Genomic DNA, 18,888 nt, shown 5'->3' on the forward strand with positions numbered 1-18,888 from the left:
CGAGGCTTCCAAAGAAAGCTGAGTTTTCAGGTAGCCTTTTAGCCGAAAACCGAACTTCCACTACAACCGCTGCCGCATCTGCTCAAACAGGCAAACAGTGGCCGCCATCGCTACGTTCAGCGATTCGGTTTGTGCCGCCATCGGAATATGTACAAGGCGGCTGGCTACCGCCAGCATGGTTTCGCTCACGCCCGCGCCTTCGTTGCCAAACAGCCAGGCGGCAGGCGCGCGCAAATCGCAATCGTACAGGCTCACACTGTTGCGGCGCAGCGCGGTGGCCAGCAGCGGCACGCGGCATCGTTCCCGCCACACCACCAAATCCGGCTCAACAAATAAGCACAACGCAAAATGCGCCCCCATGCCCGCGCGCAACACCTTGGGCGACCACGCATCGGCACAATCAGCGGAAAGCACCACCTGCCCCACGCCCGCTGCTGCCGCGCTGCGCAGAATCGTGCCGATATTGCCCGGGTCTTGAATATGTTCCAACACCACGCAATCGGCCTCGGCATCAAACGGCTCGGTGGGCGGCAGCGCAATCAGCGCGGTGATTTCTTCGGCATCGGTGAGGCTGGTGATTTTCTGCAAGGCCGCGCCCGCCGTCTGCACCACCTGTTCGAGTGGTAGCTGTGAGAGCAACTGCGCGGTTTCCGGCTGCTGCATTTTGCTTGCCGGCACATAAGCTTGCAGCACCTGCCCGCCGGCCTGCAAATAGGCGGAGAGCAAATGCGCCCCTTCCAGTACGGCCTGCCCGCTCTCGCGGCGCGCACGGGCGCTGCGCAGCAGTTTGGCCAGATATTTGAGCGCGGGGTTTTGGGCGGATTCGATGGTGTTCATGGCGGCAGATTATATAGTAGGGCAAGGTAATTTTGCTTGTTCAGGTAGCCTTTCGGCACACGAACCAAAGGCTACCTGAAAGCGTAGCTTCAACGAAGTTAAAACTGCTTTCCCATTTTTCAGGTAGCCTCTTCCCATTACACATCAATCTTGTAATCTTCCGGAGCAATCCATTTAAGCTTATTCACAAACAGCCAGTCCACCGCAAACGCCCCGGCCACGGGCACAATCACAAACACCAGCAGCGACACCGCCAGTTGCCCCACGCCCCAGCCGGCGAGTTTCAAATGGTTCACCGGGCCGATGAGGCCGCTGATGCCGAAGCCCGCGCTAAATTCCGTGCCTTGGATTTGAAACAGCGAAGCCAGCACCCCGGCTAGCGCGGCATTGAGCATAATCGGCAGCAAAAGCTTGGGTTTGGCCATGATATTGGGCATGGACAGCTTGGGCGAGCCCACAAAATGCGCCGCGCAAGTGCCCAACGGGTTCACCCGCCGCCCGGCCACGGCCAGCGAAAACGCACAGGCGCAAATGCCCAAATTGGCCGCACCCGAGCCCACGCCAGCCAAATGAATTGCCGTAGCAATGCCCACGGAAGACACCGGCGACACAATCAGGCAGGCAAACGCGATGGCAATCAACACCGCCATCAGCGTTTGCTCCAGCGTGAGCAGGTGGGCAATCCAAGAGCCCAGCAGCTGAGAAAAGGCAATGAAATACGGAAACGCCAGCCGCCCCAGCGCACCCGCCACAAACAGGCTCACCACGGGCACCACCAAAATCGCATAGCCGCGCACCTTGCCGCGCAGCAGCACAATCAGGCCGGCGGCAATGCCGGCAGTGAACACCATGGTGAAAATATCGCCCGTGCCCTTGAGCTGGATGATGCCATCGGCAAAACGCACCGCACCGCCGGCAGCCATGGTAGCCATCCCCACCGAAATCGATTCAATTGGTGTGAATTTAAACATATAGCCGATGGACACACCTACGGCGATGCCGACCATGGCGTTGGTGGCACCAATCATCTGTGTGAGCATGCCTAGCGGCTCGCAATACGGCGTGAGCGCCTTAAACAGCTCGCCCAACAGCGCACCCGGCACCAGAGCTACCACAATGCCCAAGGCCGAGCCGTTGAGCAGGTGCATCATGAAGGATTTGGGGGTGAGTTTTTCCATGGTTTCACTCCTTTGGAGAAAGATTTATGTATGGAGAAATATAACGCTGCCGATAAAAGAGCGCAAATTTGCGTGGCTTGGGCGCGGAAACGGAAAAGCTACCTGAAACCGGCCAACCCCACACCGAATACATCATGACCAAACTCAGCCTCTGGCATACCCCGAGCAAGTCCGCGACATCCTGCTCGCCCTGCCCGTAACCAAGCACAACCGCGTCCTGTATGAACTTGTTTGGCGATTTGACCACAATAACCCGCAAGGCATACCGGAAACTAAAGCTCTGCCTGCGCCCCTGTGCCTGCTCTGGCACAACCCGCGCTTTCAGGGGCTGGAAAACATCAAATGCTGGCTGGAGGAAGTGCCCAACTTATTGATGATGACAATGGCTCATGGCTTGCCCGGCAACCCGAAATCGAAGCCCTGCTTGATGTGCTCCACCCTGAAGCCTGCCGCGTGTATGGCGAGCATGGCGGCATGTGGCAAAGCGCGGAAACGTTTGCCTTCTTTGTTGCCCGAATGTTTGCCCGCAATACCGAAGCTTCGCGCGGTATGGCAGGGACTGCCTCTACTGAAGTGAAGCCCTCTGCCGCCAACGTTCCAACTGGGCTGAATGGCTCAAAAACGAAATCCGCAAGCTGCAAGAAAAATAAGGCTCAACATAGGCTGCCAAAAAATTTTAGCTTCTGCTCGTTTTAATTTCATTGAAGCTGCGCTTTAGCTTCACAGAAACTTTGCTTCGCATCGTTTTTCAGGTAGCCTTTATTATTGGGGGATTAGGGCTGCCTGAAAGCGCAGCTTTAATGAAGTTAAAAACCAATCCTTCCACACCATTCAAACCAAACCATGCTGCCCATCCGCCAACGCCTTTTCTCCTTCCTGCGCCAAGCCGCCACGATGGCTGCCGCCTTTATCGTTATCAGCCTGCTGCTTGACTGGTATCGCGCCCCTGTCGTGCCGCCCCAGACTGCCGTACTGCCGCTACACACCCTGCAAGGGCGGCAAACCACCTTGTCCGAACTGGGCGGCCGCCGCACTACCGTGCTGTATTTCTGGGGTTCGTGGTGCGGCATCTGCCGGCACACCTCTCCGGCGGTGGACAAACTCGCGCGCAACGGCGTGCCTGTGGTGGGTGTGGCCTTGCAGTCGGGCGGCGATGAAGAAGTGAGGATCTACCTGAAAACGCACGGCTGGCAATTCGATACGGTAAATGATACAGACGGCGGCTGGGCGCGGCAATGGCAGGTGCAGGTAACGCCTACTATCGTGCTGGTGAAAAACGGCCGTGTGCGCCACAGCACCACCGGCCTGGCCAGCTATTGGGGCTTGCGCGCGCGGATTGCTTTGTTGGATGCCTTGGATGGGTGAGGCTACCTGAAAAGTTGGATAGTGAGCCGGCTGAATGGCCGATATGGTGTTGGGTTGCTTGGCTGTATTTTTGTATTGCCTGCGGCTCGCCGCTTTGTATTGCCTCACAAAACGCTGCTGCGCGTCGTTTTAACTGCGTTGAAGCTGCGCTTTCAGGTAGCCATTGCTTGGCAATCCGTAGAAAAACCTCTATCCTTGCCGCCGCGTAACAGCAATCTTCATCAACATCAAGAAAAGGATAGCAAAATGGCAAACATCACCTTCCGCGACACGCCCGCCAACACTGTAGGCAACCTGCCCGCCGTTGGCGCCGCCACTCCCGCCTTCACCCTCACCGCCGCCGGTTTGTCCGACAAAACCTTGGCCGATTTCGCCGGCAAACGCAAAGTGCTCAATATTTTCCCCAGTATTGACACCGGCGTGTGCGCCCAATCCGTGCGTACCTTCAACCAACGCGCCGCCGCGCTGCAAAATGCCGTGGTGCTGTGCGTTTCTGCCGACCTGCCCTTCGCCCTTTCCCGCTTCTGCGGCGCGGAAGGCATTGAAAACGTGGTAACGCTCTCCAGCTTCCGCAGCAGCTTCGGCGCCGACTACGGCATCACCCTGGCCGACACCCCGCTGCGCGGCCTCACCGCCCGTGCCGTGGTGGTGCTGGATGAAAACAATAAAGTGTTGCACGCCGAACTCGTGCCCGAAATCGGCCAAGAGCCCAACTACGAAGCCGCCCTGGCCGTGCTGTAACCCGACTTAGCCACGCCAAAACGATACCGCCTACACACAATGGATGCAGGCGGTTTTGTTTTTGGGTAGGGCAGGGGCTACCTGAAAGCTGGAAGATAGGCCACACAAAATCGTTGTGCTGCCTTCAGTTTGCTTCTCCGGCCAAGCTGACTACACATTCTTCCTCGCCCAACCACATCACCGATTGTGCCATATCCACAAAACGCACTTCGTCTGCCCGCAGCTCGGCCAGCGCGGCGGCGCCTTCCGGCGTGGTACGGGCGGCGGCGAAGTCTTCGCGGCTGTCATACCATAATTCGCCCATGGCATCGAAGTGGAATGCTTGGGTGTGCCGTTGCGAGGCCTGCTGGGAGGCGGCGTCCAGCGGTAGAGTTTTGGCATAGCGCCGGATGCGGAGGATGTTTTGGTATTGCAACACTTTGGCCGAATGCGACGCCCAGTGTGCCAAAAACTCTTGTTGCGATAATTCGGCTTTCTTCTTCACCAGCATGGTGATTTTAAACATGGCTTTCTCCTTGAATGGCCGCTGCCATGTGTTCTACCGCTTGCAATACCTGCGGAAATTCGGTGAAACCTTCGCTGCCCAAAAAGTGGCCGCCGCCGGGGATTTCTTCCAATTTGCCGTCCAACTGCCGCGCCAAACGGCGGGTGTTTTCCGGCGGCACGATATCGTCGTTATCGGCGGTAAATAAGGCAATCCGGCTCGTCATTTGGCGTATGGCGGCGAAATCCACCGGGCACTGGTCGACATAGTTGTCTACATTAAAACCGTTAATCTGCGGTAGCGAGGGAACGCGTGCGCCGAAGGCAGACACCAGCACCAGCCCGCCTACTTTGTGCGGGTGAACCCGGCTCAGATAATGCAGCAGCGAAATCGTGCCTAGGCTGTGCGCCACTAAAATTGTGCGCCCGGACGGCATGCCTACTGCCTGCGAGAGCGCATCTTGCCAGCGGTGGTAATCGGGCTGCATACTGTCGGGTAGTGCAACGGGCAGGGCAGTTATGCCTTGTTGCTGCAGTTGCCGTGCCAGCCATGGAAACCAATGGTCGGCCACTGTGGCGCCGTAGCCGTGGATGATAAACACGCGTACAGGCTCGCCCTGCGGTTTGGCCAGGTTTTTGCAGCCTGCCAGCAATACGCCCGCGCCTGCAGCGGCACAAAATTGTCTACGGTTCATGGGGATAGGTGCTCCTGTTTGGTTACAATAGATGGGAGCTTACAGAATGACACAGTGTGAGGGTCAAGATGAGAATCGGCGAATTTGCCAAGCAAAGCGGCATCAGTGTGCGGATGCTGCGGTTTTATGAAAGTGCCGGCATCCTTGTGCCTGCGCGCACGCCGGGCGGTTATCGGGAATACCGCGAGCAAGACATCGCCTTTGTCCGCAAGGTGGTGCTGCTCAACCGCGCCGGCCTCGCCCTGAAAGACATCGCTCTGATGCGCGACTGCTTAAATGACGAGCCGCAAAACTTTTGCCCAGCGTTGCGCGGCAAACTGGCCGACACACTCGCACACATCGGCAGCCAAATCGAGAGCCTGCGCCAATCGGAACAACTGCTGGCCGGCTTGCTGGCGGCGGAGGGTGAAAAACGGCGGGAATAAGGTTCAGGCTACCTGAAAAATACTCGTTTCAATCATGAAATATGATAAAGGCTACCTGGAACTTTCAGGTAGCCTTATCAGCTTGTAGGCAGTCTGACGGTTACAACCCAAATACCGATGTATCGCCCGCACCTTGGCGGATAAGCTCGGTGCCGTCGGTCATGTCGATTACCGTGGTCGGTTCGGTGCCGCACCAGTCGCCGTCGATGATTAAGTCCACGGCGTGTTCGAGCAGGTTGCGGATTTCGTAGGGGTCGGTTTGCGGCTCGGTTTCTCCGGGCAGCATCAGGGTGCAGGAGAGCATGGGCTCGCCCAGCTCGGCCAAAAGGGCGAGGGCGATTTTATTGTCGGGCACGCGCAGGCCGATGGTTTTGCGTTTGGGGTGCAGCGTGCGGTTGGGCACTTCTTTGGTGGCGGGCAGGATAAAGGTGTAGGCGCCGGGGGTGGCGGCCTTGAGCTGGCGGAATTGGCTGTTGTCCACTTTGGCATAAGTGCCCAGCTCGCTCAAATCGGCGCACATCAGGGTGAGGTGGTGTTTCAAATCGATTTTGCGGATGGCCAGGATGCGCTCCATGGCTTCTTTGTTGCCCATCTGGCAGCCGAGCGCGTAGCAGGAGTCGGTGGGATACACGATCACGCTGCCCTGGCGCACGATTTCGGCGGCTTGTTTCACCAGCCGCTCTTGGGGATTTTCGGGATGGATGGCGAAGAATTGTGCCATGGCTATCTCCTGCTGGAAAAACGAGTATTTTAAGCCTTTATGCTGCGCCTTGTCCTGAATTAAATTGAATTCACGCTGCTTAAATCCCGTTGTGTTTTTCAGGTAGCCTGTTTACCTGTTTAAACCTAAGCCAGCAGCCTGTGTGCCTGCTGTTTGATATAATACCGTATCCATTCATAATACAGCAGATTAATTCTCTAATATAGGCGTGCCAATGCTATATTGGAGAACTAAGTGCTTAGCTATACACACCAAATCATGCTCGAAGAACTAGCCCACATCGCCCTGCCCAGCTTTTTGCTGCTGGCTTTCGGCATCAGTGCCGCTACCGAAACTCCCGCCGCCCGCAGCGAAACCGCTCCAGCCGAAATTTCCTATCTCTGCCAACTCGCCGACGGGCGCAGCGTGCGTACTGCTCTGCCGCAAGGCCGTTGCCGCCCCGTGGCCAAATCTTTGACCGAGGAAGAGGCGGATTTGCCTAAACAGGCTGCTGCCGCTTCCGCACCTGTGGCTGCTGCCTCCGAGCCAGTTAAACAGACTGCCGACAAAGCCGATAACGGCAGCAGCGAATTGCCCGATGTGTGGCAGGAAGCCGTGGCAGCCGCCAGCGATGTGGAAATCAGTAAACCGGTGCCCATGCGCGTTACCCTGCGCCACCAGCCTGAGCCGGAACGCCGCAGCACCCCCATCGTGCGCCCTGCGCCGGTGATTGCCGCCGCCAAACCGCTCACGCCCAAGGAAATCATCACCCGCGACATCCGCCGTGAAGAACGCGCCTTGGCACAGGCCGAACACGAGCTGGCCACCGCCCGCCGCAACAACCAGTCTGATCGCGCCGGCAACCTGCAATTGCAAATCGCCGACCGCCGCTCCGGCTTGCAGTCGCTGCGCCAAGAGCTGCGCCGGCATCAGTAGGCTGCTGTAGTAAGTATGATTAAAGGCTACCTGAAAGGTTTCAGGTAGCCTTTAGTTATTTTGAGTGCTTGCGGTTTTGTCCTTCTCCAAGCAAGAGGATTGTGCTTCAGGCAATCTGCGCCGCTGAGGCTGCCTGAAACACACAGCCCGAATATCCCCACACCGATAAACTTGCACGCCCGCCCGGAACATGGCAGGCTACCTGAAAATTTACGCATGAAAGAGAAACCATGTTTCAGGTAGCCTTTTCTTTTGCCGGCCGGAGGTGCGCATGAGTCGGCAAACCATCGTAATTATCGGCGGCGGCGGCTTTATCGGCCGCCATCTGGCTGCGGTGTATCAGGCCGACGGGCATCGTGTGATTATCGTTAGCCGCCATCCGGCCCGTGCGCGGGAGGCGGATAAGCGTTTTGAATACATCGCCGCGCTGCACCACCTCTACGACAGCATCCGCCCCGATTTACTGATTAACCTGGCGGGGGCGTCGGTGGGCGAAGGCCGCTGGACGGCGCAGCGCAAGCAGGAGCTGTTGCAAAGCCGCTTGCAGCCGGTGCAGGCTGTGGCCGACTGGCTGCATCGCCACCCGCAACCGCCGCGCCTCATCATTCAGGCTTCCGCCGTGGGCTATTATGGCAACGGCAGCGCGGAGGGCTGGCCGCCGTGTGCGGAAAACGCGCCGCCGCAAAATGTTTTCCCTTCGCAGCTTTGCCAGCAAGGGGAGGCGGCGATACAGCGCGTACAGCAGGAGAGCGGCGTGCCGGTGGTCGTGTGCCGTTTTGGCGTGGTGCTGGGCAGGAATGGCGGCATTTTGCCGCAGCTGCTCAAACCGGTGCGCTATTGCGCGGGCCGGCTCGGCAGCGGCGAGCAGCCCCTGCCGTGGGTGCATATGGATGATGTCGTGGCCGCCATCCGTTTCCTGTCCACGCAAACGCACAACGGCTTTCAGGCCTACAACCTTACTGCCCCCAAGCGCACCACCCAGATCGACTTTGCCCGCGCCGCCGCCCAACGGCTGCACCGCCCGCTGTTGTTTTCCGTTCCCGAGCAGATGTTGCGCCTGATGCTGGGCGAGCAGGCCGATTTGTTGCTAGACGGCCAATTTGCCCCGCCGAAAGCCCTGTTGCAGCAGGGGTTTGAGTTTGTCTTCCCCACCATTGAGCGTGCGCTCGACAACCTGCTGGACTAGGCCGCCCAATTCAATCCTTAGCTGCTGCTTAAAATCAGGTAAAATAGCGTTTTCCTGTTTTAAATTTTCCCCCGAAAGAGTGCCATGACCCAATCCCTCAGCTACCGCGATGCCGGTGTCGATATCGATGCGGGCGACCAACTGGTCGAAAACATCAAACCCTTTGCCAAGCGCACCATGCGCCCCGAAGTGTTGGGCGGCTTGGGCGGCTTCGGCGCACTGGTGGAAATCAGCAAAAAGTATCAAAACCCCGTGCTGGTAAGCGGCACCGACGGCGTAGGCACCAAGCTGAAACTAGCGTTTGAATGGGATATTCACCACACCGTGGGCATCGACCTGGTGGCCATGAGCGTGAACGACATCCTCGTGCAAGGCGCAGAGCCGCTGTTTTTCCTCGACTATTTCGCCTGCGGCAAGCTCAATGTGTCGCGCGCCACCGATGTGATTAAAGGCATCGCCGAGGGCTGCGAACAATCCGGCTGTGCCCTGATTGGTGGCGAAACGGCCGAAATGCCCGGCATGTATCCCGAAGGCGAATACGATTTGGCCGGCTTCGCCGTGGGCGTGGTGGAAAAAAGCAAAGTCATCAACGGCCGCAGCATCCGGCCCGGCGACGTGGTGCTCGGCCTCGCCTCCAACGGCGCGCACTCCAACGGCTATTCCCTCATCCGCAAAATCATCGAGCGCAGCAATCCCGATTTGGATACCGAATTCGACGGCGGCAAAACCCTGCGCCAAGCCATCATTGCGCCCACCCGCCTGTATGTGAAACCGATTTTGGCCGCACTGGAAAAATTTGAAATCAAAGGCATGGCACACATTACCGGCGGCGGCCTCACCGAAAACATCCCGCGCGTGCTGCCCGAAAACTGTGTGGCGCAAATCGATGCCCAATCCTGGCCGCTGCCCAAGCTGTTCCAATGGCTGCAACAGGCCGGCAACGTGGAGCGGCAGGAAATGTACCGCACCTTCAACTGCGGCATCGGCATGGCCGTTATCGTGCCTGCCGAGCAGGCTGAGGCAGCGCAGGCCTTCCTCACCGAACAAGGCGAAACCGTGTACCGCCTAGGCACAATCCGCGAACGCGCGGGAAGCGAGCATCAAACGCAGGTGGCATAAATAATTTCAGGTAGCCTAATTATTGGTATGGGGAGGCTACCTGAAAAATCTAAGTGCTTCTTATTTATTAAGATTAATAAGATTAAAAAGGGGAGGTAATGGGCGTCTATCGCTGCAACCATTGTAAACAACTAGGGGAACATTCTGTACAAGAAGGTGCCGTATGCCAAAAATGTGGGCAGCCAGTTACCGTTTACGATACCGTGTATTTCATCAGCCAGCTGATTAACCGCTACGCTGCTGTTATGCGTGAACTAAATGCGTTGAAAGAGCAGGAAAGCGAACAGGTTTCTAATTTAGCAAATGAGGCCACACAATCAAGTGATACCAATCCACTATACGGCATTAAATTGTCGAATACTGAAGTTCTAAGTACTACACAGCAGCATTTCGGATTAGCGCAATGGTTTGCTGACAAACAAATTACCCCAAACTTCGACTATTCCGCCGTGGACATGAGTGGCTACTACGATGAAGCTGCCGAACGTATTGGTCAGTATTACAACGTATTCAAAGATATTATCGGCAGAATTGCTTGGTCATACCGCAATAGCCACAGCGGGCTGAATTTAGATTTGAAGAAATACTCGCAAAAAGACGCCCAACAAATTAACACCCTCTGCCGCGAGTTTTATAGCAACACCCTATTTTCACGCTATTCTTATCAAAAACAAGATAAACTCATCCACTTGAAGCTACAAAGTGCCGTACCTGTCCGCCAATTTTTTAGTGGCGAATGGCTGGAATGGTACGCACTCGGGCAGATATTGAAAGAAGCCAAGCAACGGGGGAAAACTTATTCGTTCTCTTGCGCCAGAAGCTTGGAAATCCGTTTCGCCAATGAAGACCTGCATGAACTGGATGTCGTCTTTCTGCCTACTGGCAAACAGCCTTTGGTAATCGAATGCAAAACCGGTGAGTACCGTCGCGATTTGGATAAATACCTTACCCTACGCAAACGGCTGAATATTCCCGCCGAAAACTTTATCTTACTGGTTACCGATATAGACGAAGCACAGGCCAAAGCTTTCAGCAGTATGTATGAATTAACATTCCTTACCCTGCCCATGCTACCAGAACACATCAAGGTTCTAATGTAGGCAGAAGTTATAAAAAACCATTTCTACCAATTATCCAACAAAGGCAACAACATTATGGCAAAAAATATCGTAGTAATCGGCGCGCAATGGGGCGACGAGGGCAAAGGCAAAATCGTAGACTGGCTGGCCGAAGAGTGCGCCGGTGTGGTGCGTTTCCAAGGCGGCCACAATGCCGGGCATACGCTGGTGGTGAACGGCAAAAAAACCGTGCTGCGCCTGATTCCCAGCGGCATCCTGCATGAAAACCTGCATTGTTATATCGGCTCGGGCGTGGTGGTTTCCCCCGAAGCCCTGCTCGGCGAAATCGACGAGCTCACCGCGGCTGGCGTGAAAAACGTGGCCGGTCGGCTGCACATCGCCCCCACCTGCCCGATGATTCTGCCCTACCACATTGCGCTCGATCATGCCCGCGAAGCCTCCAAAGGTGCCGGCAAAATCGGCACCACCGGCCGCGGCATCGGCCCGGCTTACGAAGACAAAGTAGCCCGCCGCGCCATCCGCTTGGGCGATTTGGCCAATACCGAGCTCTTGTCCGACGAACTGCGCGCCAACCTTGAAGTGTATAACGTGCAGCTGCAACACCTGCATGGCGCAGAACCCGTGCAGTTTGATGACGTGATGGCCAAAATCAACGCCTTCAAAGAGCGTATTCTGCCGATGCTCGCCGACGTGTCGCGCAGCCTGCATGACACCATTCAGCGCGGCGAACGCCTGCTGTTTGAAGGTGCGCAAGGCACGCTGTTGGATATCGACTACGGCACTTATCCCTTTGTTACCTCGTCCAACTGCTTGGCAGGCGCTGCCTCTGCCGGTGCAGGCGTGCCGCCGCAGGCCTTGGATTATGTACTCGGCATCGTGAAGGCCTACACTACCCGCGTCGGTTCCGGCCCCTTCCCCACCGAACTGTTCGATGAAACCGGCAAAGGCCTGGCCGAACGTGGCAACGAATTCGGCTCGGTAACCGGCCGTGCCCGCCGTTGCGGCTGGTTTGATGCCGCCGCCCTCAAGCGCTCCATCCAAATCAACGGCATCAGCGGCCTGTGCATCACCAAACTCGACGTGATGGACGGCATCCCCGAAATCAAAATCTGCACCGGCTATACCCTTTCCGACGGCAGTACCACTGATATCCTGCCCTTCGGCAGCGATACCGTAGCCGGCTGCACGCCCATCTACGAAACCTTACCCGGCTGGACAGAATCCACCTTCGGCGTACAAAGCTTCAATCAGTTGCCAGAAAACGCCAAAGGCTACCTGAAACGTATTGAAGAAGTGTGCGGAGCACCCATCGCCATCGTCTCCACTGGCCCAGATCGCGTGGAGACCATCGTGCTGCAGCATCCGTTTACCAATTAAACCACTGGGCTGGATGAGAAAAGGCTACCTGAAGGGGTTCAGGTAGCCTCCTCCATGTACAAGGTGAGTGCAGAGCAACTTTGTGAGCCATATTGCGAGAGAAATATTGCAAGGGAAAGTTCCAGTATACGTGCGGCACACTCCATGCACATAGTTTGCTATACTAAATCGAAGGCTACCTGAAAATACAGATTGCCTGGTTTAGCTTCGTTGAAGCGTTACTTTCAGGTAACCCTGTTTTCCTATGTTCCAAACAATTAAGAAGAGTATAGGCAAAGAAAAGGCTTGCCGAAGCAAGCCTTTTTGTTGGGTTACTAGACTAGGCTAGCCACAAATTAGAATTTGTGTACCACGCCAGTGCCTACGCCCCAGTTGTTTACGTTTTTATCGTTAGTATTGGCTTTTTCACGCAACCAACCTACAGATACCAAGCCAGTGGTACGGCGAGAGAACGCGTAGTCAGCACCAACAATGGCTTGCAGGTAGCGGCCACCATCGGTCCGAACATTATCACTCTTAGCACGACCGTAAGCTACAGTTGCTTTCGGAGTAATGGCACCGAAAGTGTAAGCAGCAGAGAGTTGGGCCTCTGTGGTTTTGCCGTTGTTTTCGGTGGTAGCAGCAACGTCAGCATCTGCAAAGAAGTCAGTGTTTACGTTTTTAGCGTATTGGAAACCACCAGCAACATACAGGTTGTTAGCATCATAACCTACAGACAGGTTGTGAGCGTGACTGTCTTTCCGACCGGCAGCAGCACTGGTAGATTTGCGAGCGTATTCAGTTGCGTAACGTGCGAAGAAGCCGCTGTTTTTGTAACCTAAGCCCAAACCAAATACCGGCTTGCCGTCATTAGTGCGGCCGCCGTGTACGTTAGCACCAGGAGCCATCTGGAATGAGAAGTCAAAACCACCAAAGTCAGGAGACTGATAGTTCAAGCTGGTACGGCGAGTACCGAAACGGGTATAGCGATCCAAGCCTAAGAGGTAGCTGCCATATTCCCAGTTGTCTTGGGCAACTACAGCATTTCTCAGTGGAGTGCTTACACGACCAACTTTAACAGTACCGAAACCACCTTCCAAACCAATGAAGCTGTCGCGGTTGTTTACAAAGCTGCCACCGGCCAAGCTGGTGTTAGCTTCAACTTGCCAAATAGCTTTCAGGTTGCCACCTAGGTCTTCAGAACCTTTGAAGCCGATGTAGCTACCGTAGTCAACCACACCCCAAGCGTTTCTTACGCTCTTCGGCTGGGCAGAGGTGCCTTCACGAACAAATTCAACACCGGCACGGATGTTACCGTACAGAATCACTTCTGCAGAAGCGGCAACCGGCAAGGAAACCAATGCTAATGCAATCAGGGTTTTTTTCATGCTGCATTCCTTTATCTATGTCTAAACTAAAAATACACACTTAAAAAAGAAACTTCGTCTTCCTTTATTTAAGCTCTTACGCAATCGCCGCATTAGCGATTTCATAACTGCAATATAATTGTTCGGCGGCAAAAAAACAAATCCAATCGCGGGCAAAACAGCAGATGCGGGCGAAGTTGTATGCTTTATGCAACAATGTAGCGCTGTGTTGAGGGGCGGGTTTTGTGTTGTTTCAGGGCTGTGCTTTCTGGCAGCATCTGGTTGCGCGGCGAGGATTGCCCTGGTACGCGATACGGCCTATTATCGTATAAATTATATTGTTCCGGCTGTCAGAAGGCGGTGCAGCCGGGAGTTTGAAATAAATGTTTGAGAGTTTATGAGCCACACTGTACACCTGAAATTTGAAGAGATAGACAACTCTGTTTTGCAGCGGCTGTGCGGGCCGCTGGAAGAGAATTTAGAAAAACTTGGTAAAGTGTTGGAAGTGGAAATTGGGCGACAGTTTGCCGAATTTACCTTTATTGGCAATCATGCTCATGCAGCGCGGGCCGCCCTCTTAAAGCTGGCCGAATTGGCTGAGCGGCGGGATTTGGACGATAACGACATCCAGCTCTCAGCGGTAGAGGCCAAAACAGCCGACGAGGCTTTTGTGCCAAAGAGCGAAGCTGGATATCAGTATTTCCTGCAAACGCGGCGCGGCAAGCTGGGCGGACGCACGCCGCGCCAAAACGGTTATATCCGCGCACTGCTCAACCACGATATTGTGTTTGGCCTAGGCCCGGCGGGCACGGGCAAAACTTATTTGGCAGTAGCGGCAGCAGTGGACGCAATGAGCAAACATGAGGTGGAACGCATTGTATTAGTTCGCCCTGCGGTGGAAGCGGGGGAGAAACTCGGCTTTCTGCCGGGCGATTTGGTGCAAAAGGTAGACCCTTATCTGCGCCCGCTGTATGACGCGCTGTATGATTTGATGGGCTTCGACCGCGTTACCAAGCTGCTGGAACGCGGGCTGATTGAAATTGCACCGCTGGCCTATATGCGCGGGCGTACGCTGAACGGCTCGTATGTGATTCTAGACGAAGCGCAAAATACCACTCCGGAACAGATGAAAATGTTCCTCACGCGTATCGGCTTCGGCGCTAAGGCAGCAATCACCGGCGACATCAGCCAAATCGATTTGCCACGCAATATTAAGTCCGGCCTGAAAGACGCGCGGGAAAAACTGCAAGGCATCGAGGGCATTTATTTCCACACCTTTACCAGCGAAGACGTGGTACGCCATCCCTTGGTGCAGAAAATTGTGGATGCTTACGATGCTGCGAATGCAGAGCGGGAAGAGTAGCGTTTGCCGCCTTTGTCTCTTTAATTATTCCGGTTTCAGGTAGCCTCAAACCATCTACTTAAAGGCTACCTGAAATTTATCTCGGGTTCGACCTCAACCTTCAAAGTAAAGAACGATTATGCAAAATATGCGGCTGCCGTTGCGGCTCTATTTCAAAATATTCACGCCATTTTGGCATATGTGAATAAGTCGCATTTCCTTCACCAAATGATACAATCGTACCAAACCTTGCGGGAGAATTAGGAATAATGGGCAAAATGGAATGGATGATTGCGGTTTTGGCGGCAGGGCTGGCGGCTGGGGTGGCGTGGATACGGCATCGCCGGCAAACTGGTCAAGATTCTTACTTACCGTTGTGGCGGCCTTTGGTGTGGCTGGCGGGTTGGCTGGCTATACTCTTGGGTATTATCGGCATTTTTTTGCCGGGTTTGCCGACTGTACCGTTTGTGTTGCTGGCGGCAGGCTGTTGGTCGCGCACATCGCCGCGTTTCCACCGTTGGCTGAGCGAACACCGCCATTTCGGCCCGATGGTGCGTGACTGGGAGCGCAAACGGGTGATTCCGCTTAAGGGCAAGATAATATCGGCGTTGATGATGTCCTGTTCGTGTGCGTGGATGCTGTATCGTTTCCCAGAGCGCTGGTGGGCAGGTGCGGGGATGGTGATAGTGTGTTTGGCGGTAACAGTGTGGATGTGGCAGTTGCCGAGCAAGTAAAGTTGAGGGGGGGACATGAGGAAGGGGCTACCTGAAATCTTCAGGTAGCCCCTCCTGTATCAAATAATGTGCCGTTCTACAGGCTGTGTACTTTAAAAACAGTCCTTCAATTGGAGCGAGCTGTTTGTCTGCAGAGTGTGCCGGTGGATTCTTGCAGGATTTGTTGAGTCATGATTTTTCCCTTTCGGGCGTGGTGGATACGGCTGCAGCAATTGTTTTTCATACCGGGCGAGCCAACGCGGTATGAAGCAATAAGTGCTTTAGCTGTAATGTTTGGCAGTATAAGGGTTTTGTGGCGATGGGTAGTAGCGTATTGCGGCAAGATGGTGTTTCTTCGCGAGAAAGGATAGTTATGTTTTCACTTTGTTGGAGCTCTTGTTTTCAGGCAGCCTGTACTGGATGGTGGCTTCCTTGAATAATAAAGGCTACCTGAAATTCCAGCTGCGCAGAAACTTGCGTAGCCGTTTTAACTTCGTTGAAGCTTACACTTTCAGGTAGCCTTTTACCTACTATGGAATCATAAAATCTGCCACACGAAGAAAATCAAGGTGTGCAGGATAAACAGCGGCACGAGGATGCCGAACGACCAGGCCATGTAGCCGAAGAAGCCGGGCATGGGCACTTTGCGCTGTTCGGCGATGGCTTTCACCATGAAGTTGGGGGCGTTGCCGATGTAGCTGAGTGCGCCCATGAACACGGAACCCATGGACACGGCGAGCAGGGTGTGGAACAGGTGGCCGTTCATCAGGGTGTGTGTGTCGCCGCCGGCCATGTTGAAGAACACGAGGTAGGTGGGGGCGTTATCCAAAAAGGCGGAGAGCATGCCGGTCATCCAGAAATACATGGTATTGATCGGATTGCCGGAAGCATCGTGCACGAGGGAAATCAGCGGGGCAAACGCACCGTGTTCGCCGGCTTGCAGTATGGCCAATACGGGAGCGATGGTGATGAAGATGCCGAGGAAGAGTTTGCCCACTTCGGCGATGGGCCCCCAGTTGAATTCGTTGCCGGCACGCACCTGTTTGGGGGTGGTGGCGAGGGAAGTAATGGCCAGTGCCACCAACATCAGGTCGCGGGTGAGGTTTTGCAGGGCGTAATGGGTGCCGAAAATTTCCAGGCCAGGGTGTGCAGGCTTCCAAATGCCGGACATCATCACGGCTGCCACTACGCCGCCCAGGAGCAGGAAGTTCCATTTGCCCATGAGTTTGATTTTTTCGGGCAGGCTGTCTGGGCTCGGGTCTTTGGCAAGGATTTCGTCAGCTTGGGCGAAGTATTTGCTGTCGAGGATGTAGAACACGGTGAGCAGCACAGCGGCACTAATCAACACGGGCGGCAGCATGTGTTGCACTGTCCACATGAAATCCACGCCTTTGAGGAAGCCGAGGAAGAGCGGGGGGTCGCCCAGCGGGGTGAGGCCGCCGCCGATATTGGCCACGAGGAAGATGAAGAAGACCACCACATGCACGCGGTGCTTGCGATTGTCGTTGGCTTTGAGGATGGGGCGGATCATCAGCATGGCGGCGCCGGTGGTGCCCATCACGGAGGCCAGGAGCGTGCCGATGGCGAGCAGCGCGGTGTTCATGCGTGGGCTGCCGTGCAGATTGCCCCACACGAGGATGCCGCCGGAGATGGTGTAGAGCGCCCACAGCAGTAAAATGAAGGGGATGTATTCGGCCACCAAGGCGTGCACCAGCACATGCAGGCTGGTGGAGAAGCCGTACACGAGGGTGAAGGGGACGAGGAAGGCCAGGGTCCAGCCAGCGGTGATTTTGCCGAAGTGGTGGTGCCAAATATGGGAGAAAAACAGCGGGCCGGTAGCGATGGAGAGCAGAATCAGCACGAAGGGGATGCCCCAGGGCAGGCTCAGCTCGGCACCGTTGAGCTCACCGGCCAGCGCAGGAAGCGGCAGGGCGAGCAGCGACAGGAGGAGGGCGGTTCGGATACGCATCGGATTTCCTTTTGATGGGTGGTCACAAACAAAATATTTCAGCCGGACGGGTTATTCCGGCTGCTTTACTGTGCTGATTGTAAATGAAAGCGGGCGGTGTGTCAGTATATGTTATACGATGACGGCGGCAGGCTACCTGAAAATTAAGTAGGCTTGATTTCCTATCCCAGTCACTTAGGCGGCAGAGGAGGCTACCTAAAACCCGACCGCCCGCTGTGCTACAATCCCGCCCTTGAATCAAACTGCCGCAAACCCGCCATGACCAAGAAAAAACCGAAAACTTTTGAAGAAGCCGTGAGCCGGCTGGAAGCCATCAACCAAGCCATGCAGGCCAGCGATATGCCGCTGGAAGACGCGCTGGCCGCCTATCAGGAAGGCAGCGAACTAGTGCGTTTCTGCCAAGCGCGGCTGGCCGAGGTGGAGCAGAAACTGCAAGTGCTGGATTCCGGCGTGGAACGCGAGCTGGTGTTGGAACAAGATGAATAAACCCGATAATTGGCAACAACGCGCCCGCGCCCAAGCCGAACTCGTGTTGGAGCGCGTGCTGCCCAAAGAAAACAGCCTGCCGCAGCGGCTACACCAAGCCATGCGCTATGCCGTGCTCGGCGGCGGCAAACGGCTGCGCCCGCTGCTGGTGCTGGCTGCCGCCGAATTGGGCCAGTCCGAAGCCGCCACTGCCGAGGCCGCCCTGGCCGCCGTGGAGCTGGTGCACGTTTATTCCTTGGTACACGACGACATGCCCGCCATGGACAACGACAGCCTGCGCCGCGGCAAGCCCACCTGCCACGTTCAATACGATGAAGCCACCGCCCTCTTGGTGGGCGACGCGCTGCAAACCCTCGCTTTTGATGTGCTCAGCCGCCCCAACGGCCTGCCCGCGCAGCGGCAGCTGCAAATGGTGCACACCCTCGCCCGTGCTTCCGGCAGCCTCGGCATGGCCGGCGGGCAGGCCATCGATTTGCAATCCGTGGGGCAGCGCATCGGCCAAGCCGAATTGGAAACCATGCACCGCCTGAAAACTGGTGCTCTCATCCGCGCCGCCGTGGCTCTGGGCGCGCTAAGCTGCCCCGATTTGGACGATGCCGCCCTGGCGCGGCTCGACGACTACGCCGCCAAACTCGGCCTTGCCTTCCAAGTAATCGACGACGTGCTCGATTGCGAAGCCGACACTACCACATTGGGCAAAACCGCCGGCAAAGACCAAGAAGCCGACAAACCCACTTATGTCAAACTCATGGGGCTGAACACCGCCCGCGACTATGCCGAACGGCTCGTGGCCGAAGCGCAGCAGGCCTTGTCCGGCTTCGATGCCCGTGCCGACCGTCTGCGCCAACTGGCCGCTTTTGTTACCGAACGGCGGAACTGATGGGTTGCTGGCCGAAAAAGGGAAAGGCTAC

Annotated in this window: 21 protein-coding genes; 14 read left to right on the forward strand and 7 right to left on the reverse strand. The window is 55.8% G+C overall.

Features of this window, described 5'->3' with window-relative positions; genetic code table 11:
• Positions 1-60 precede the first annotated feature (60 nt).
• Positions 61-837, reverse strand: a complete 777-nt coding sequence (locus A7P96_RS02940; protein ID WP_067524625.1) for an RNA methyltransferase — start codon at positions 835-837, stop codon at positions 61-63.
• Between the two features lie 137 nt (positions 838-974).
• Positions 975-2,015, reverse strand: a complete 1,041-nt coding sequence (locus tag A7P96_RS02945; protein ID WP_067524626.1) for a PTS transporter subunit IIC — start codon at positions 2,013-2,015, stop codon at positions 975-977.
• Between the two features lie 68 nt (positions 2,016-2,083).
• Between A7P96_RS02945 and A7P96_RS11345 the strand changes: the two genes are divergently transcribed.
• The 4 genes from A7P96_RS11345 to tpx all read left to right on the forward strand — a co-directional run bounded on the left by A7P96_RS11345 (position 2,084) and on the right by tpx (position 4,121).
• Positions 2,084-2,215, forward strand: coding sequence for a hypothetical protein (locus A7P96_RS11345; protein WP_255361157.1), 132 nt, complete (start codon positions 2,084-2,086; stop codon positions 2,213-2,215).
• Between the two features lie 142 nt (positions 2,216-2,357).
• The gene (locus tag A7P96_RS11140) at positions 2,358-2,711 is read left to right on the forward strand and encodes a hypothetical protein (RefSeq protein ID WP_231863624.1); all 354 of its coding nucleotides are present in this window, start codon (positions 2,358-2,360) and stop codon (positions 2,709-2,711) included.
• Between the two features lie 156 nt (positions 2,712-2,867).
• Complete coding sequence (locus tag A7P96_RS02955) at positions 2,868-3,380, forward strand: protein disulfide oxidoreductase (protein ID WP_067524747.1); 513 nt, start codon at positions 2,868-2,870, stop codon at positions 3,378-3,380.
• A gap of 246 nt (positions 3,381-3,626) precedes the next feature.
• Positions 3,627-4,121 (forward strand): thiol peroxidase, encoded by a 495-nt coding sequence (gene tpx, locus A7P96_RS02960; RefSeq protein WP_067524748.1) that lies wholly within the window; start codon positions 3,627-3,629, stop codon positions 4,119-4,121.
• 124 nt (positions 4,122-4,245) lie between these two features.
• Here tpx and A7P96_RS02965 read toward each other — a convergent pair whose 3' ends face one another.
• Positions 4,246-4,626: an EthD domain-containing protein gene (locus A7P96_RS02965; protein WP_067524628.1), complete on the reverse strand. Its 381-nt coding sequence runs from the start codon at positions 4,624-4,626 to the stop codon at positions 4,246-4,248.
• Positions 4,619-5,299 (reverse strand): alpha/beta hydrolase, encoded by a 681-nt coding sequence (locus tag A7P96_RS02970; RefSeq protein WP_067524630.1) that lies wholly within the window; start codon positions 5,297-5,299, stop codon positions 4,619-4,621. The genes A7P96_RS02965 and A7P96_RS02970 overlap by 8 nt, the downstream gene beginning before the upstream one ends.
• A 68-nt stretch (positions 5,300-5,367) precedes the next feature.
• On the opposite strand from A7P96_RS02970, the gene A7P96_RS02975 reads away from it, so the two are divergent.
• The gene (locus A7P96_RS02975) at positions 5,368-5,724 is read left to right on the forward strand and encodes a MerR family DNA-binding transcriptional regulator (RefSeq protein WP_067524631.1); all 357 of its coding nucleotides are present in this window, start codon (positions 5,368-5,370) and stop codon (positions 5,722-5,724) included.
• A 100-nt stretch (positions 5,725-5,824) separates the two neighbouring features.
• Here the strand turns inward: A7P96_RS02975 and A7P96_RS02980 are convergent, their stop codons facing one another.
• The gene (locus tag A7P96_RS02980) at positions 5,825-6,445 is read right to left on the reverse strand and encodes an L-threonylcarbamoyladenylate synthase (protein ID WP_067524633.1); all 621 of its coding nucleotides are present in this window, start codon (positions 6,443-6,445) and stop codon (positions 5,825-5,827) included.
• A 234-nt stretch (positions 6,446-6,679) separates the two neighbouring features.
• On the opposite strand from A7P96_RS02980, the gene A7P96_RS02985 reads away from it, so the two are divergent.
• The 5 genes from A7P96_RS02985 to A7P96_RS03005 all read left to right on the forward strand — a co-directional run bounded on the left by A7P96_RS02985 (position 6,680) and on the right by A7P96_RS03005 (position 12,121).
• Positions 6,680-7,360 carry a hypothetical protein gene (locus A7P96_RS02985; RefSeq protein ID WP_156496250.1) on the forward strand — a complete coding sequence of 227 codons (681 nt, stop codon included), beginning with the start codon at positions 6,680-6,682 and terminating at the stop codon, positions 7,358-7,360.
• Positions 7,361-7,631: 271 nt separating this feature from the next.
• Positions 7,632-8,546 (forward strand): TIGR01777 family oxidoreductase, encoded by a 915-nt coding sequence (locus A7P96_RS02990; protein ID WP_067524637.1) that lies wholly within the window; start codon positions 7,632-7,634, stop codon positions 8,544-8,546.
• Positions 8,547-8,630: 84 nt separating this feature from the next.
• Positions 8,631-9,665 carry a phosphoribosylformylglycinamidine cyclo-ligase gene (gene purM, locus A7P96_RS02995; protein ID WP_067524639.1) on the forward strand — a complete coding sequence of 345 codons (1,035 nt, stop codon included), beginning with the start codon at positions 8,631-8,633 and terminating at the stop codon, positions 9,663-9,665.
• Positions 9,666-9,763: 98 nt separating this feature from the next.
• On the forward strand, positions 9,764-10,765 hold the full coding sequence (locus A7P96_RS03000) for a DUF1887 family protein (protein ID WP_067524640.1): 1,002 nt from the start codon (positions 9,764-9,766) through the stop codon (positions 10,763-10,765).
• A gap of 54 nt (positions 10,766-10,819) precedes the next feature.
• Positions 10,820-12,121, forward strand: a complete 1,302-nt coding sequence (locus A7P96_RS03005; protein ID WP_067524642.1) for an adenylosuccinate synthase — start codon at positions 10,820-10,822, stop codon at positions 12,119-12,121.
• 335 nt (positions 12,122-12,456) lie between these two features.
• Here the strand turns inward: A7P96_RS03005 and A7P96_RS03010 are convergent, their stop codons facing one another.
• Positions 12,457-13,488 (reverse strand): porin, encoded by a 1,032-nt coding sequence (locus A7P96_RS03010; protein ID WP_067449331.1) that lies wholly within the window; start codon positions 13,486-13,488, stop codon positions 12,457-12,459.
• A gap of 376 nt (positions 13,489-13,864) precedes the next feature.
• Here A7P96_RS03010 and A7P96_RS03015 point away from each other — a divergent pair, with 376 nt between their 5' ends.
• Positions 13,865-14,830: a PhoH family protein gene (locus tag A7P96_RS03015; protein WP_067524644.1), complete on the forward strand. Its 966-nt coding sequence runs from the start codon at positions 13,865-13,867 to the stop codon at positions 14,828-14,830.
• A 353-nt stretch (positions 14,831-15,183) separates the two neighbouring features.
• Positions 15,184-15,543, forward strand: a complete 360-nt coding sequence (locus tag A7P96_RS10170; protein WP_167738619.1) for a YbaN family protein — start codon at positions 15,184-15,186, stop codon at positions 15,541-15,543.
• 517 nt (positions 15,544-16,060) lie between these two features.
• Here A7P96_RS10170 and A7P96_RS03025 read toward each other — a convergent pair.
• Complete coding sequence (locus A7P96_RS03025) at positions 16,061-17,491, reverse strand: sodium:proton antiporter (RefSeq protein WP_067524646.1); 1,431 nt, start codon at positions 17,489-17,491, stop codon at positions 16,061-16,063.
• Positions 17,492-17,749: 258 nt separating this feature from the next.
• On the opposite strand from A7P96_RS03025, the gene A7P96_RS03030 reads away from it, so the two are divergent.
• Positions 17,750-17,977 (forward strand): exodeoxyribonuclease VII small subunit, encoded by a 228-nt coding sequence (locus A7P96_RS03030; protein WP_003823446.1) that lies wholly within the window; start codon positions 17,750-17,752, stop codon positions 17,975-17,977.
• Positions 17,970-18,857: a polyprenyl synthetase family protein gene (locus tag A7P96_RS03035; protein WP_067524647.1), complete on the forward strand. Its 888-nt coding sequence runs from the start codon at positions 17,970-17,972 to the stop codon at positions 18,855-18,857. Before A7P96_RS03030 ends, A7P96_RS03035 begins: the two co-directional genes overlap by 8 nt.
• The last annotated feature ends 31 nt before the right edge of the window (positions 18,858-18,888 follow it).

The organism is Eikenella sp. NML03-A-027, from assembly GCF_001648395.1.
GTDB lineage: Bacteria > Pseudomonadota > Gammaproteobacteria > Burkholderiales > Neisseriaceae > Eikenella > Eikenella exigua.

Excerpts from the sequence above, each read along its gene's own strand:
- A7P96_RS11140 (WP_231863624.1), top strand. The coding sequence starts at position 2,358 with ATGCTGGCTGGAGGAAGTGCCCAACTTATTGATGATGACAATGGCTCA.
- A7P96_RS02940 (WP_067524625.1), bottom strand. The coding sequence starts at position 837 with ATGAACACCATCGAATCCGCCCAAAACCCCGCGCTCAAATATCTGGCC.
- A7P96_RS03015 (WP_067524644.1), top strand. The coding sequence starts at position 13,865 with ATGAGCCACACTGTACACCTGAAATTTGAAGAGATAGACAACTCTGTT.
- A7P96_RS03025 (WP_067524646.1), bottom strand. The coding sequence starts at position 17,491 with ATGCGTATCCGAACCGCCCTCCTCCTGTCGCTGCTCGCCCTGCCGCTT.
- A7P96_RS03035 (WP_067524647.1), top strand. The coding sequence starts at position 17,970 with ATGAATAAACCCGATAATTGGCAACAACGCGCCCGCGCCCAAGCCGAA.
- tpx (WP_067524748.1), top strand. The coding sequence starts at position 3,627 with ATGGCAAACATCACCTTCCGCGACACGCCCGCCAACACTGTAGGCAAC.
- A7P96_RS02965 (WP_067524628.1), bottom strand. The coding sequence starts at position 4,626 with ATGTTTAAAATCACCATGCTGGTGAAGAAGAAAGCCGAATTATCGCAA.
- A7P96_RS03000 (WP_067524640.1), top strand. The coding sequence starts at position 9,764 with ATGGGCGTCTATCGCTGCAACCATTGTAAACAACTAGGGGAACATTCT.
- A7P96_RS02990 (WP_067524637.1), top strand. The coding sequence starts at position 7,632 with ATGAGTCGGCAAACCATCGTAATTATCGGCGGCGGCGGCTTTATCGGC.
- A7P96_RS02975 (WP_067524631.1), top strand. The coding sequence starts at position 5,368 with ATGAGAATCGGCGAATTTGCCAAGCAAAGCGGCATCAGTGTGCGGATG.
- A7P96_RS02980 (WP_067524633.1), bottom strand. The coding sequence starts at position 6,445 with ATGGCACAATTCTTCGCCATCCATCCCGAAAATCCCCAAGAGCGGCTG.
- A7P96_RS03030 (WP_003823446.1), top strand. The coding sequence starts at position 17,750 with ATGACCAAGAAAAAACCGAAAACTTTTGAAGAAGCCGTGAGCCGGCTG.
- purM (WP_067524639.1), top strand. The coding sequence starts at position 8,631 with ATGACCCAATCCCTCAGCTACCGCGATGCCGGTGTCGATATCGATGCG.
- A7P96_RS03005 (WP_067524642.1), top strand. The coding sequence starts at position 10,820 with ATGGCAAAAAATATCGTAGTAATCGGCGCGCAATGGGGCGACGAGGGC.
- A7P96_RS02970 (WP_067524630.1), bottom strand. The coding sequence starts at position 5,299 with ATGAACCGTAGACAATTTTGTGCCGCTGCAGGCGCGGGCGTATTGCTG.
- A7P96_RS03010 (WP_067449331.1), bottom strand. The coding sequence starts at position 13,488 with ATGAAAAAAACCCTGATTGCATTAGCATTGGTTTCCTTGCCGGTTGCC.
- A7P96_RS02945 (WP_067524626.1), bottom strand. The coding sequence starts at position 2,015 with ATGGAAAAACTCACCCCCAAATCCTTCATGATGCACCTGCTCAACGGC.